We start from the raw sequence: 13,287 nt of genomic DNA, 5'->3' as shown, positions 1-13,287 counted from the left end.
CCGCCGCCTCCGCAACGACATGAGCATTATCAAAGTCAAATCGCTCACCACTGGCAAAGAGTATCAATATGACCGGGACAAGCACGCTGGCAGCGGCGCGATGAAAGAGGTCTATTTCGCACCCGATCGCAGCTATGTGGTGCAGATTTTCAAAGAGAAGCAGGACGCCAACTCGATGGAGCGCCTGAAAAACATCGTCGGCAAGTTTCGTGACAATATTTTCAATCAACCTGGTGGCGAGTATTGGGAGACGGTTTATTGCTGGCCAACTGACATCGTGACCGTGCCTAGCACTGGTCAAGTCGCCTTGATTGCACCCGTGTATCGGAAGGAATTCTTCTTTCAGTTCGGTTCCGCAAACAACGACATGCTCGGCATCAAGGGCCGAGATAAAGAAGGCAAATGGTTTGCAAGCGCTCACCATCAACAACGTTTTTTAGACGCGCGTGAACGTGGCGATTGGCGTAACTATCTGGGCCTTTGCATCAAAATTGCACGCGCAGTCAAACGGATGCATGCCGCGGGGTTGGCTCATTCAGACTTGTCCTATCGCAATGTTTTAATTGACCCGCTCTCAGGCGGCGCGTCTGTCATAGATATTGATGGCCTCGTCGTACCTCAAAAGTACCCACCCGATGTCATCGGCACGCCCGGCTTTATTGCACCTGAGGTGCTCCGAACACTCAACCTGCCGATTACGGATAAGGCCAGATCTCTCCCTTGCATCGAAACCGACCGTCACGCGCTCGCAGTGCTAATCTACATGTATCTCCTTTACCGCCATCCGCTTATTGGGGGAAAGATTCATGATCCCGATCCAAGCCGTGACGAAGAGCTTCACATGGGTGAAAGAGCGCTGTTCATCGAGCATCCTGCCGACAAATCAAACCGACCAAATCTTAACGGCCTGCGCACCACCGACCTGCCGTTTGGTGATGTGACCAAGATTCCTGCGAATATCACCGGACCGTATTTGCATGACCTTTTCCAAAAAGCCTTCATTGACGGCCTGCATCAGCCCCATCTGCGTCCCAGTGCCAACGATTGGGAAACGGCTTTAGTTAAAACCGTGGACCTCATCCAGCCCTGCGCGAATCCCAAGTGTGCGCAAAAGTGGTATGTCTTCGACAACAGCACCAAACCAGCCTGCCCCTTTTGCGGCACCGTTTATACCGGCCTTTTGCCAGTGCTGAATCTCTACTCCAGGCGACGTGTGGCTGATCCTTTCAAGCCGGACAACCATCGCCTCATGGTTTACACCGACCAGTATCTTTATCCTTGGCACGTGAACCGTCTTATCACGCCCAATGAAAGGCTCACGCCAGAACAAAAGAAAGCCGTCGGCTATTTCGTCCAGCACCAAGGCACCTGGTGGTTCATCAATCAGACGCTCACCGCCATGAAGGACATTACCAACAAGCGTGATGTTCCACCCGGCTCCAAAGTCGAGCTTACGGATGGTCTCCAACTCCTTCTTAGCCCCGAGGACAACTGCCGCCTGGTGCAGGTGCAGATGGTCAAAGGAGCATAACGCTTTCCCCGCATGAAATTCGGCCTGCGCATCCCCTCGCTCAAGAAACGCATAGCTGCCCGCACTTCGGTAAGGCGTTTGGTTCGTCATTCCCTGGGCCTGAAAGCGCCGCGTGGAAGGGGGTGGCTTACCAATCCCAAGCGGGCTCTCTACAATCGAGTTTACAACCGTACCGCACGCGGCTGCCTCGTCCTCCTGCTGGGAATCTGCGGGAGCTCGCTCTGCATTCTTTTCTTGTGCTCAACCTCCATGACCTGACACCACCATGAACCGACGACTGCCCGTTTATCTTCTCATCGACTGCTCAGAATCCATGATTGGGGGGGGCATTGAGGCCGTGCGCGCGGGGATCTCCGCCATGCTTTCCAAGCTGCGAGTGGATCCTCATGCGCTCGATACTGTCCACCTTAGTGTCATCACCTTTGATGCTGAAGCGCGTGTCGCCGTGCCCATGACGCCGCTGCTTGATTTTCAGGAACCTCATCTGTCCATCAGGCCTGGCACAGCACTTGGCGCTGCTTTGACTCTGCTCGCGAACCGCATCCAAACCGAAGTGCGCAAGACCTCTCAGGACACCAAGGGAGATTACCGCCCGCTCGTACTGCTGCTTACCGATGGTCAGCCCGGTGACGACTGGCGCGCCCCTTTGTCCCGCATTGGGGCACAGGTGCGCCCACGACCTGCCAATATCTATTCCATCGGTTGTGGGACGGATGTGGATTACTCTGTGCTCCAGAGCATCACCGATGTCGTGCTGCGCATGGAGGATATGGGCCCGGAGTCTTTTGGCAAACTGTTCATATGGCTCACTGCATCCGTGTCCAGCGCCAGCCAGGGTGTAGGTGAAACTAACGATGGGAAGATCAAACTCGAAAAGCTGCCTGACAATGTTGAAGCCGTCACTGGCAAGGCGGCACCCCTCGAGGACGGCCCACCCCGCCAGGCCTTCTTACGTGCCAGATGTGCCACCAAACGTTTCCCCTATCTGATGCGCTATCGTTTTGATACAATGGTCGGCTGCTATCAGCCAGTAAAGGCCCATCGTCTCAGCGAAGAAGACGCCCAGGCAGCCAGCAAGGGGCATCTGCCGGACATACCCAGCCAGCTTCTCAATGGTGCTCCTGCCTGTCCATGGTGTGAGAATCCTGGTGCTGGATCTTGCGGCAATTGTGGCACGATCTTTTGCTCCAGCCCCTATGCTATGACTGCCGAAACGAAATGCCCCGGCTGCGGCAACATGCTCAAACGTAACCATCGTGCGGATTCAGGTGAGGGCTTCAACGTCAGGCAGAGCGGCGGCTGAACAGAATTCTTCCATGGCATCCTTCACCGTACAAAGGAACTTTCTCCAGGTGGCCCTTGCTCAGGGGCAGTCTGTTCAGGCGCGGCGTGGAGCCTTGATCGCCATGAATGATTCCGTGGACATGACTGCCGCTGTCAATGGCGGCCTGTTTCAGAGCTTCCTTCGCATGTGGTCCACTGGCGACACTTTTTTCCGCCAGCAGTTCGTTGCTGTGAGAGGCCGGGGTGATCTGTTGCTAGCACCTTCGTGTGCCGGAGACATCAAAGTTCTCGATGTCGGCGCACGGCAGTATGGCCTGAATGATGGCGTGTTCCTCGCGGCCGAGAGCACGCTTTCACTGACAGCCCGCCGCCGGAACTTGGCGAAGGGCATTTTTGGCGGCGGTGGTTTTTTTGTCTTGGAAACGAGTGGCTCAGGAGAGCTGGCCGTGAACGCACGTGGTGGAATATTCGAGGTCGAGGTCAAGCCTGGAAGTGACATGTTGGTGGATGAAAAGCATCTTGTTGCCTGGGAACTCGGATTGAAGCAGCAATTTAGGCTCGGGTCTCGCCATCAAAGCTCTCTGCCTGGCAGATTGATCGGCAGCCAATTTTCTGGCGAAGGTGTGCTTAGTCACTTTAGCGGCCGGGGGCGGCTGGTTTTGTCATCTTTGGGTGCAAAAATAATATAATTGAGCACACATCAACTGTTCCTGGTGCCGCTGGACTGAAACTTTACTCATTCATTAAATGCGAAGGCTGCCTGTTTATCTAGTTCTCGACTGCTCTGAATCCATGGTCGGCGAACCCCTTCAGGCCGTTGAGGCGGGAATGCAGGCCATGATCAGACAGCTTCGCACTGACCCCCAGGCTCTGGAGACCGCATGGATCAGTGTCATCACCTTCAGTGATGGGGCCAAAGTGCTTCTGCCATTGACGGAGTTGTACAACTTCCAAATGCCCGTGCTCACACTGGGCTCCGGCACTGCGCTGAGCGCCGCTCTTGTCCTGCTCGAGCAGCGCGTCTCCAGTGAAGTCGTTCTAACAACCCATGCCCGCCGAGGTGATTACAAACCCATTATCTTTTTCTTAACGGACGGTGATCCCACCGACAAATGGGAGGCTGCTGCATCCCGCTTCAAACGCGAGTTTGATGCCAAGCGAGCCACCGTGGTAGCGGTCATCTGCGGCGAGGACGCCAGCCCTGGAAAAATGCGGCAAATTACCAACCAGGTGGTTCTCGCCAGAAACCTCGACGAAGGCACTTTAAAGAGCGTTTTTAATTGGGTGAGCGCCTCCATAGCTTCGGCTAGCCAGAGCATTGAATCTCCTGATCGCATCCATTTAGAAAAAAATGAAAAGCTGACGGAGGCGGGTGAAGAAGACTTTTCCCGTTCCGCCGAACCCGACAAGTCCATATTCCTGCACTCCAAGTGCATCAAAAAAGGTCTCTTCTACATCATGAAGTACCGGCGGGATGGTGAAGGGAAAAAGGCCCCGTACGTTGGCCTTTCTTCTCACGCAGTGGCAGATTTTGATTTTGGAACAGGCCTGCCTGAAGGGCTCAAGGTTCCCAGCGAGCGACTTTTCAGCCCGCCTCCATGCGCCTATTGCACAAATGATCGCTGGGCCATGTGCGGCTGTGGTCGCATCCACTGCGCCCCTGATTGCTCCAAAGGCGCCACTCTCACCTGCCCGTGGTGCAAAACCACGGACCAGTATGGAGTTGCCGATTTTAGTGTTGGACGAGGCTTGGGATAGACCCGCTCTGCCTGGGGCGCCCTTGCGTTTGTTGGCAGGCTGCCTTTCCAGTGACCTTTTTATTTCCCAGTAATCCTTCCGCCATTTCTTATGAATCTCAGCCGGCATGTGCCCGGCAGCATACTTTGATCTGTGATGACAGTGTTTGACAAAAAATCTGCCGCCCGGCTTTGGTTTAACAAAAGCTCGTCCAGCATTCATGGCGTGCTAAGGCAGCTGCGTAGAGACTGGGGGGAAGGATTAGTGCTCATCGGCAGCCACACACGAATGGACATTGGTTCATTGTCGGAATGCAGCATCGTGGAGCAGGAACCGGAAGGACTTTCATCAGAAGCTTATGTGAATTGGTGCTTGGATTTTTGCCGCCGCCGGCAGGTGCAGGTGCTGATTCCCGGACGAATGAAAGAGGAGATCGCCGACGCTCGCGCTGCTTTTGAAGCCCAGGGCACGCGATTGATCGTTGCAGGCAGCGGGGCTACCATGCGTCTACTGGAGGACAAGGGGCGGTTTTTGGAGTTGGTCCCATCCTCAGTGCGGACGCATCGGTTTTACCGTGTGCGCAGCTGGGGAGATTTTGAAGCCGCCTGTACCGCTTTGGAACAGGACGGTCTGCCTGTATGTTTCAAGCCCGCCTCCGGAATCTTCGGCCTTGGATTTTATGTTTTGGATGAACGCATGTCTCCGTTGAGACGGCTGCTCCGCAGCGAGGGGCATCGCATCTCCAAAGCTGAATTACGTGGCGTACTACAAGCAACGGAGACTTTTCCAGAGTTGTTGGTCATGGAGTATCTGGATGGTGCAGAATTCAGCGTGGATGTGCTGGCCGAAGCTGGAGACGTCAAAGCGATGGTCTGTCGCCGCAAGCCGCTGAATGGCAGAATCCGCATAAGCGGTACTTCACACACGGAGATCGTTTCCGAAGGACGGTCACAAGTCATGCTGCAGCAGCCGGAGGTGGAGGAGATGGTCCGGGTGCTGGTCGCCCGCTTTCAACTTGGCGGGCTCTTGAACGTGCAGTTCCGCTCCCGTGCTGAGCGGCCTGAAATACCTTGTTTGCTGGAAATCAACGGGCGTATGTCAGGCGGATTGCCTTATGTGGCGCTGTCAGGCCTAAATTTACCCCTGATGGCGGTGAAAGCAGCTTTACGCGGAAAAGACGCCCCCTGGCCGGAGATACCAGCTCCCAGGCTACCTCTGAGGGTGCAGGAGCGCCCGGAGGTGTTTGTCATGCCTGCGTTTGACACTCCCCCGACCACCGACTGGCGAACGTTCTCAGGCGGGCCTATTGAAGCGCACCTCCCTGGTGGGATTTTTCGTTTTTCGATGAAACGACAGGATGTGCCATTGCGGGAGCTGTGTGAGGTGGCACTGCGGCACAATGAGCGGAGACGTTTTCTTTTTGTGAGCAAGGTGCTGGGCCGTCACTGGCCGGTGCGTCCGGCTGCGCTTCGTGATGTTGCCCGGTTGCTGGCGGAAAAGCTTGCCCGCAGGCTTGCTGCGGGGCCGGTGGTTTTCATCGGCATGGCAGAAACGGCCACGACTTTGGGACAGGCTGTGTTTCGGGAGTGGCTGGCCCTGGGCCGCGAAGGACTCTACATCGAGAGCACGCGCAGGCGCACAGGTGGGCCGCTCGCTTTTGAATTTGCTGAGACACATTCGCACGCGACTGCTCATGCGGTGCATCTTCCGGGTCCACAGGAAGATCCGCACGGTTGGTTTCACACTGCTACGCAGGCAGTGATCGTTGATGATGAAGTCACGACTGGACGCACGGCGGCGGCACTGGCAGAGCAGTTCCGCGGGTGGCGTGGTCCTGCAGCTCCTCTGTCTGTAACATTGGCCGCACTGCTTTCCTGGCAGCACGAAGGAATCCCATTTCCTCATGAACTTGAAGGATTGGAAAGCTTGGCGGAGGGATCTTTTGAGTTTCAAGCCATCGCCGATTTTGCTCCAGCCCCTGCGGCTCAAACCACGCTGGACACGCAGGTAAGCGCCCGGCGAGAAGTGAGGCATGGCACCACCTCCCCTGCAAAACTGCCTTCACATTGGAAAGCATCCGCTCGAAAAGGAGAGCGTGTGCTGGTCCTGGGCCAGGGAGAGTTTGGTTTTCAGCCGTTGAGGCTGGCGGAAAAGCTGGAGGAGCAAGGCGCATCCGCCTATGTGCAGGCAAGCACTCGCTCTCCGATCATGCTTGGCGGAGCCATCCAGCACAGCCGCTGCTTCCCGGCATTGTCAGGAGAAGGACACGATGAATATCTTTACAATGTCCCGGATGATCATGGCTATGATCGCGTGCTGCTGTGCATGGAAGACATGCCGCCAGCATTGGATCATCCTATCCGGCGCGTGCCTAAATTGGAGGTGCTGGCATGAAGACTGAGCGCTCCTCAAAAACTCAGGACTGGGTGGCCACGGATTTGGATGGCACGCTTTTCTCGCGTCATTGGGCTGGGGAAGGAGCTGTCCCAGGCACCTGGCGGGAATCAGCTGTCGGAACCGATGGTGACCGTGAGCCTTCAAGCTGGGTGCGGCCGGAAACGCATCGCCTTCTGTTGGCTTTGACAAATGCCGCCACCCTCGTGCCGGTGACTGCGCGGGATCGGGAATCATTTTCGCGAGTAGATGTGCCGGGACTACGCCTCTCAGGCCCCGCCATCCTGGCGAACGGTGCCATCATACTGGACCCGGATGGAGCGCCTGATGAGCACTGGTTGACTCACGTGGCGCAAATATTGGGACCGTGGCAAAAGCATCTGGATCAACTCTGCCAGATGTTTATTCAGCGGAGCGGCCACATGGCGCGCCCCCGTCTGGTGGCAGGGTTGTCCGGCTTGTCCGCCTATCTCGTGGCCAAGGCCCCGGAAGGATGGTGGGCTGGCGCTGAAGGAGCGGCTTTACTGAGAGAACTAGCAGAAGAAGTGACAGCGGAATGCCGGGTGGCCGTGCTGGGAAATGAGCTCCAAATCCTGCCTCCTGGATTGGGCAAGGCGGCGGCGGCGCAGTTTGTCCAGCAGTACTATTTTGACGGTCAAGCCCCGCTGATATGTCTGGGCGATCAAAAGCTGGATCTGGAATTCATGAATCTGGGACGGCTGATCGCCACGCCCTCGGGTTCGGTTTTGGCAACTTTTTGGGAATCATGAGCGGCACTGCTGACATAACTTCATTCTCCGGAAGCTATGCGCCGGCCGAGGTAACTTTTCTGCTGCGCTGCCTGCAGTTGGAAACAACTTCATTGGAACAACGGGAACAAAGGATCCAATGCGGTCGCCAGCATTACAGCGAGATGATCGGCCCTGAGGATGCCCCCTCACGTGAGCGGCTGCGATTGTTTCGCGAGTGCCTTGGAATCAATGGCAGGCGCATGGCCACTGACATTGCCACACTGGCAGATGCAATGATCGCATCTGCCACAGGAGGGGAACTCACTCTGGTCTCCATCGCCCGGGCGGGGACTCCGGTGGGAGTTTTGCTGCTGCATCGTTTAAGGCGGAAGGCACCTCATCTCTCCGTGTCGCATTACTCGATCTCCGTGATTCGGGATCGCGGAGCTGACTTGACGGCCCTGCGCTGGATCATGGAACGACATTCGCCTGCCAGTCTGCGTTTTATCGATGGCTGGACCGGAAAGGGCACCATCGCGGGTGAACTCAGACGCTCTCTCTCCGCGTGGAAGGACGTTCCAGAGGGTTTAGATCCAGGACTGTGGGTGCCTCTGGATGTATGCGGAGTCGCATCCTTTGCAGCCAGCAGCCAGGATTATTTGATTCCATCGACGCTGCTGGGTGGCACGATCTCAGGCCTCATTTCACGCAGCGTGCTGCCGCGTGGAGAAGAGGACAGGCTGCACGGTTGCGTGTTGCTGCATCATCTGCGGCGGCATGACCTGAGCCGCTGGTTCATCCAAAAACTGGTCTTTGAGATGGATTGCCTGCCGTTGGGAATCTCGCCGCCGCCCAATGTCAGTGGAGGCCCTGATCGGCATGCCCAAGCCATGCATTGCCTTGCCGAGACCATGACCAGATATGGCATTGCAGACGCGAACCGAGTGAAGCTCGGAATCGGTGAAACCGTACGCGTACTGCTGCGCCGTCTGCCTCAGGTTGTCTGCCTGAGGGAGGATAGTCCTGCGGCAGACTCACAGATGATCCGTCGGCTGGCCTCGCTGCGTGATGTGCCTGTGGAGTTCGTGCACGGACTCGCTTTTGACGCTCTGGCGGTAATCGCCTCGGCTGGAAAAAAACCTCTCTTACTCGAATGAATCGCGATTTATCTGATCTCCCCATGCTGGCCCCCATGCTCTATGTGCCAGCCGACCGCCCGGACCTCGCAGTTCTGCTTGGAGGGCAGCGCGATTTGGGCGTGTGCAGTCTGGCCGTCTGTCTTGAGGACGCCTTGCTGCCAGAAAATCGAAAAGCCGCCGCTATCGAGCTTTGTCGCATTTTAGAGGCTCTTAAATTCGTGCCACGCTCCATTTTCATCAGGCCCGCCGATATAGACACCCTGGAGTGGCTGATCGAGCATCTTCCTCCTGAACACATTAGTGGCTTCATCTTACCAAAAGCCACGGTGGCAAAGATACACCTCTGGGTGGAGCGCTCCGCCGGTCTTCACCCTCTTCTGCCCATTTTGGAAAGCCGGGAAGCACTGGATCCTATAGGCAGGCGTGAACTTGCCCAGGCCTGCGCAGCGCATCCGTCGCTAATTCGTGGGGCAAGGATCGGGGCGAATGACTTGTTCTCCTTGTTAGGTGGCTTGCGCCGGCCTCCTGGACGCACCATTTACGAAACACCCGTCGGTCGCGTCATTGACGAATTGCTGGAGGCGTTCAGTGCACATCCAATTCGTCTATGCGGCCCAGTGTTTGATCGAATTCACGATCTTGATACACTCACACGTGAGGTTCGCGAAGACATGGAACGAGGACTTCAAGCCAAAACTGCTGTTACACCTCGGCAGGCCCAGGTGATTTGGGATGGTTATCGCCCTGATACGCGAGAATTGGAGGAAGCTCGCCGCATCCTCGACCCGGAAGCCCCTGCGGTTCTCGGATTGAATGGAGGCATGTTGGAGCGAGCCTGCCATCGTGCATGGGCCTCTCGGCTGGTCATCCGTGAATCTCTTTATCGTGCAGCCAGTGTTATGCATCAAGGGGTGTCCCGTTGATCGCCTTGGCAGTGCAAGAGGATGCAAATCTTGGATGCTTATGAGAAGAGGATTGATCTGCTTTTTCTTCTCTTATGCTTCATCAAAACACGACAGTGAGGGCTCCCGCCTTGCCTCTGGTTTGCTGCGATCGCCGACTCAAAATGTCATTCCCTGAGAATGGTCAGACTTAAGGTGAAGGCCTGAGGAGAGGATTGTTTTTGGGGGTTATTGTTTCTGAAAATATTTTAGGATTAATTTCAGTTTACTAAATGAGCTGCGCTGATTTCTTGGATGTGACTCATTTTAACTTCCGAGGCAATCTCCCGACAGGCGCAGACGCCGGGAGCTTTGGCCTGTTCATTCCATGCGGCGTCTGTTATCCAGCTCATCCAGCGAAACTCATGAAAACTAAATCTCTCAAGCCTTTGCGGATCTGTTTTGACCGCATTCTTCCACGCGACATGTCGGTGCCCAAGGTCCGGCGATCGGCTTTGCCGGAAATTGATCCGGATGCCAGCGATGTAGTAATCAGCCCACGCCGAATGGCGTTAATCAACAGCCGTAGGTGGGAGCCGGGGTTTGAGCTTCGCTGTCGTTTTTTAGATGGATCAAAAAAGCAGAAAGCGGGAGTGATCAAGCATGCGGAGAAGTGGATGCAGTACGCGAACATCAAACTCAAGTTTGTGGATGCGGGCGAGGCGCAGGTACGTATCGCCTTTAAGTGGGGCGAGGGGTCATGGTCGGCGGTGGGCAGGGATGCGCTGGACGCAACATACTTTCCCGCGAAGAGTCCGACCATGAACTACGGCTGGTTAGAGGATGACTCGGACGATGAGACCTACCAGAGCGTCGTCTTACATGAATTCGGCCACGCGATTGGATGCGTGCATGAACACCAGAGCCCGAGCATGAAGTTGGACTGGAATGTGGATGCTGTTTATGAGGCTTTTTCCGGTCCACCCAATAATTGGAGCAAAGCAGAAATTGACAGTAATATTCTCCAAAAATACACGGCCAAGGGCATGTCAAACACCATCTTCGATCCCAAGTCCATCATGCTGTATCAGTTTGACGAGGCTCTGTTCAACAGCGGGTCAGGCACCAACGAAAACATCGTGCTTTCGAAGTTGGACAAGCAGATGATCGGTGAAATGTATCCTCCTGTGCCAGCGAAGAAAACTGCTGCCAAAAAGACGGTGAAGAAGGCCGGCGTCAGAAGAACTGCGGTGCCTGCAAAAAAGGTGCCGTCGGCTCCGCCTGCGCCAGCTTCGTCGCGCCGGAGGAGCGCGGTCTAAAAGTCGTCCGTTTCAAACCATAGGTTTACCCAAAAAAAATAATATCAGTTCCCAGCTCCGATGCGCACACAACCCAAACTCATTTCTCGCATTGTCTCTCCACTGCAATCCATCATCAAACGGCTGCTGCCCGACTTTGCCGAACGTCTGGCAAATGATTCTGAAGCGCGGACGGATTTGGTCGAAGTCATTAACACGACGCTGCTGACCGAGTACCCCGCCGCACGCGTTCTGCCTTCCTCGCTGCGCCAGCGTTTGATCGAGGCGGTGCTGAACGCGATCTTGGGGAAGGCGGGTGCGGCCGCAACCAATAAAAGACGCGGTCGAGGTGCAGCAGCAGCCTCGCGTGCCGCCCAGCATGGTCTGGTTGCCGCGGCCGCTGCAACGTCAACCGTGAGCATGAAGGACCTGAAGCTCAGTGAGCGTGAGGTGGCCATGCTGGAGGCCAGTGCTCCCGGCAACAGCGTTCGCGGTTTTCTCATGGATGCGGAGACCGCCAGTGACGCGGAATTGCGCAAGGCGGTCAAAGCGATCCTGGGAGCTGACTGGAAGGTGGCACGACTGGATCCTGACCTGAATACTTACCGTGCCACCCATGCCGATGCGATCTTCTCCGTGCCGGAGGCGTGGACACGGAGTCATCAATTGGAAGAGCACAAGGCGATCGCGCGGGCGGAGCCGGAGATCGAGTGGGCTCCCCCCCCTGCCACGATCGGAGGCACGCCGCCGGACGTGGTCAGCATCGCTCGGCGTTCCGCCGGCGGCGAGACGCACCTGGATTGCTCCAAAGGAGAGACCTGGCATTTAGACCTAATTAATGCGCCTGCAGCCTGGGATTTGAGCAAAAAAAATAAGCGTGCGGAGAAGGGGGAAGGGGTCTTGATCGGCCACTTGGACACGGGCATCACCCATCATGTGGAAGTGCCGCTTGATGAGCCGCGCATTCTAGTCAGCAAAGGTCGCAATCTTTATGACCCCGATCATCCGCAGGTGGGTGCCAAGCCTCTGGATCCCATGATTGACGGCTTTGGCAACAATCCGGGCCATGGCACGGGTACGATGAGCATCCTGGTGGGCCGCAAAAGCCTGACAGGCAGCGCCACGAAGGCGAAGGTCATCCCATATCGTATCTCTCCAACCGTCGTTCATTTTGATGCGGTTCGCATCGCGGAGGGGATCAGGCAGGCGCATGCGGACGGTTGTGATGTGATCACCATGAGCATGGGAGGGCCGCCATCGCGGACCCATTTTTTAGATCAGATCGTTGAGCGCGCATCGGAAGATGGCGTCATCATCTGCACTGCGGCCGGCAATTACATCGGCTCCAATGACTGGGCGTATTTGGTTGTCTGGCCGGCAGCGCTTGACCGTGTGACCGCTGTCGCGGGGTGCAACTGCAGAGAAGTCACCTGGACAGGTTCCTCCCGCGGGCCGGAGGTCAACATTGCTGCGGCGGCGCAGGACGTGTGGCGGGCGGAGGCGACCAAGGGCGCACTGTCTGCCGGTGGCGTCGAAGGCACGACGGTGGGGCGCGGCAATGGCACCTCCTTTGCCACGCCGACGGTGGCAGGTACGGCCGCCTGCTGGCTGGCACATCATGGCGGACGCAAAGCCATGGCGGAGCATTATGGCCACCCTCGCTATGTCCCGATGGCCTTTGCGCAGCTCCTGCGCACCACGGCGTTTCGCCGCCCGGCCAATTGGGACACCACGCTGATGGGACCGGGGATTCTGGATGCGGAGGCCCTGCTGGCTGCGCCTCTGCCGTCAAAGGCCGCACTCACCGGCTGGCCACGCAAAGATCACGCGGTGTTTGGCAACATCGTCGGCGGCATTTTAAAGATCTTTGGCTCCCGCGCGCCTGCTCCGCGGCGTGCTGCGGTGGCACGTGCGGGTGCCCGGCGCGGAGCACGCGCGGCGGCCCCTGCTGCTGCATCTGCACCAGCCGCCGAGGCGCAGCGCTTTGACGGTGAGCTGGCCTACCATCTTTTTGACCGTCCGGCGCTGATCGAAATGCTGGGCCAGGTAACTGCGGAGCCGCCCCCATCCACCGCAGTTGCGCCCCTGGCTGACGCACCGCGCCCTAGCCGCCGTCGTAGTGCCCGCGCCGCTGCCATGGCAGCGCCTGCACCCAAAGCCGCAGTTTCGCAGGAGCTGGAAGATGCCACGGCCATGCTGCGTTCCGCCGTCTCCTCCCAGCTCGCAGATCTGCTGGACCGCGCCTGATCAAAGTGAATCTCGTTGGCCGCCGCGGCGGTATTGTGGGGTAAT

11 protein-coding genes are annotated in these 13,287 nt (G+C 57.0%); all 11 read left to right on the top strand.

What is annotated here, in order from left to right:
• The first annotated feature begins 19 nt into the window (after window positions 1-19).
• The 11 genes from ACILSR_RS27110 (at window position 20) to ACILSR_RS27060 (ending at window position 13,242) form a co-directional block, all read left to right on the top strand.
• A complete protein-coding gene (locus ACILSR_RS27110; RefSeq protein ID WP_395752950.1) occupies window positions 20-1,531 on the top strand; it encodes a helix-hairpin-helix domain-containing protein in 1,512 nt (503 codons plus the stop codon).
• A gap of 12 nt (window positions 1,532-1,543) precedes the next feature.
• Complete coding sequence (locus ACILSR_RS27105; protein WP_395752949.1) at window positions 1,544-1,789, top strand: hypothetical protein; 246 nt, start codon at window positions 1,544-1,546, stop codon at window positions 1,787-1,789.
• A 7-nt stretch (window positions 1,790-1,796) separates the two neighbouring features.
• Window positions 1,797-2,834: a VWA domain-containing protein gene (locus ACILSR_RS27100; protein WP_395752948.1), complete on the top strand. Its 1,038-nt coding sequence runs from the start codon at window positions 1,797-1,799 to the stop codon at window positions 2,832-2,834.
• Between the two features lie 13 nt (window positions 2,835-2,847).
• Complete coding sequence (locus ACILSR_RS27095) at window positions 2,848-3,504, top strand: TIGR00266 family protein (RefSeq protein WP_395752947.1); 657 nt, start codon at window positions 2,848-2,850, stop codon at window positions 3,502-3,504.
• Window positions 3,505-3,562: 58 nt separating this feature from the next.
• On the top strand, window positions 3,563-4,573 hold the full coding sequence (locus tag ACILSR_RS27090) for a TerY-C metal binding domain-containing protein (protein WP_395752946.1): 1,011 nt from the start codon (window positions 3,563-3,565) through the stop codon (window positions 4,571-4,573).
• 135 nt (window positions 4,574-4,708) lie between these two features.
• Window positions 4,709-6,946: a phosphoribosyltransferase domain-containing protein gene (locus tag ACILSR_RS27085; protein WP_395752945.1), complete on the top strand. Its 2,238-nt coding sequence runs from the start codon at window positions 4,709-4,711 to the stop codon at window positions 6,944-6,946.
• The gene (locus ACILSR_RS27080) at window positions 6,943-7,716 is read left to right on the top strand and encodes a hypothetical protein (protein WP_395752944.1); all 774 of its coding nucleotides are present in this window, start codon (window positions 6,943-6,945) and stop codon (window positions 7,714-7,716) included. Before ACILSR_RS27085 ends, ACILSR_RS27080 begins: the two co-directional genes overlap by 4 nt.
• The gene (locus ACILSR_RS27075) at window positions 7,617-8,834 is read left to right on the top strand and encodes a cysteine protease StiP domain-containing protein (RefSeq protein WP_395752943.1); all 1,218 of its coding nucleotides are present in this window, start codon (window positions 7,617-7,619) and stop codon (window positions 8,832-8,834) included. Before ACILSR_RS27080 ends, ACILSR_RS27075 begins: the two co-directional genes overlap by 100 nt.
• Window positions 8,831-9,739 carry an HpcH/HpaI aldolase/citrate lyase family protein gene (locus ACILSR_RS27070; RefSeq protein ID WP_395752942.1) on the top strand — a complete coding sequence of 303 codons (909 nt, stop codon included), beginning with the start codon at window positions 8,831-8,833 and terminating at the stop codon, window positions 9,737-9,739. The genes ACILSR_RS27075 and ACILSR_RS27070 overlap by 4 nt, the downstream gene beginning before the upstream one ends.
• 383 nt (window positions 9,740-10,122) lie before the next feature.
• The gene (locus ACILSR_RS27065; protein WP_395752941.1) at window positions 10,123-11,016 is read left to right on the top strand and encodes a hypothetical protein; all 894 of its coding nucleotides are present in this window, start codon (window positions 10,123-10,125) and stop codon (window positions 11,014-11,016) included.
• Window positions 11,017-11,076: 60 nt separating this feature from the next.
• Window positions 11,077-13,242 (top strand): S8 family peptidase, encoded by a 2,166-nt coding sequence (locus tag ACILSR_RS27060; RefSeq protein ID WP_395752940.1) that lies wholly within the window; start codon window positions 11,077-11,079, stop codon window positions 13,240-13,242.
• The last annotated feature ends 45 nt before the right edge of the window (window positions 13,243-13,287 follow it).

Origin of the sequence: Prosthecobacter sp., assembly GCF_044222565.1 — a bacterium.
In the GTDB taxonomy this organism is placed as follows: Bacteria; Verrucomicrobiota; Verrucomicrobiia; order Verrucomicrobiales; family Verrucomicrobiaceae; genus Prosthecobacter.
This window is presented reverse-complemented; position numbering and strand designations above follow the sequence as displayed.

Excerpts from the sequence above, each read along its gene's own strand:
- ACILSR_RS27110 (WP_395752950.1), top strand. The coding sequence starts at position 20 with ATGAGCATTATCAAAGTCAAATCGCTCACCACTGGCAAAGAGTATCAA.
- ACILSR_RS27105 (WP_395752949.1), top strand. The coding sequence starts at position 1,544 with ATGAAATTCGGCCTGCGCATCCCCTCGCTCAAGAAACGCATAGCTGCC.
- ACILSR_RS27100 (WP_395752948.1), top strand. The coding sequence starts at position 1,797 with ATGAACCGACGACTGCCCGTTTATCTTCTCATCGACTGCTCAGAATCC.
- ACILSR_RS27095 (WP_395752947.1), top strand. The coding sequence starts at position 2,848 with ATGGCATCCTTCACCGTACAAAGGAACTTTCTCCAGGTGGCCCTTGCT.
- ACILSR_RS27090 (WP_395752946.1), top strand. The coding sequence starts at position 3,563 with ATGCGAAGGCTGCCTGTTTATCTAGTTCTCGACTGCTCTGAATCCATG.
- ACILSR_RS27085 (WP_395752945.1), top strand. The coding sequence starts at position 4,709 with ATGACAGTGTTTGACAAAAAATCTGCCGCCCGGCTTTGGTTTAACAAA.
- ACILSR_RS27080 (WP_395752944.1), top strand. The coding sequence starts at position 6,943 with ATGAAGACTGAGCGCTCCTCAAAAACTCAGGACTGGGTGGCCACGGAT.
- ACILSR_RS27075 (WP_395752943.1), top strand. The coding sequence starts at position 7,617 with ATGTCTGGGCGATCAAAAGCTGGATCTGGAATTCATGAATCTGGGACG.
- ACILSR_RS27070 (WP_395752942.1), top strand. The coding sequence starts at position 8,831 with ATGAATCGCGATTTATCTGATCTCCCCATGCTGGCCCCCATGCTCTAT.
- ACILSR_RS27065 (WP_395752941.1), top strand. The coding sequence starts at position 10,123 with ATGAAAACTAAATCTCTCAAGCCTTTGCGGATCTGTTTTGACCGCATT.
- ACILSR_RS27060 (WP_395752940.1), top strand. The coding sequence starts at position 11,077 with ATGCGCACACAACCCAAACTCATTTCTCGCATTGTCTCTCCACTGCAA.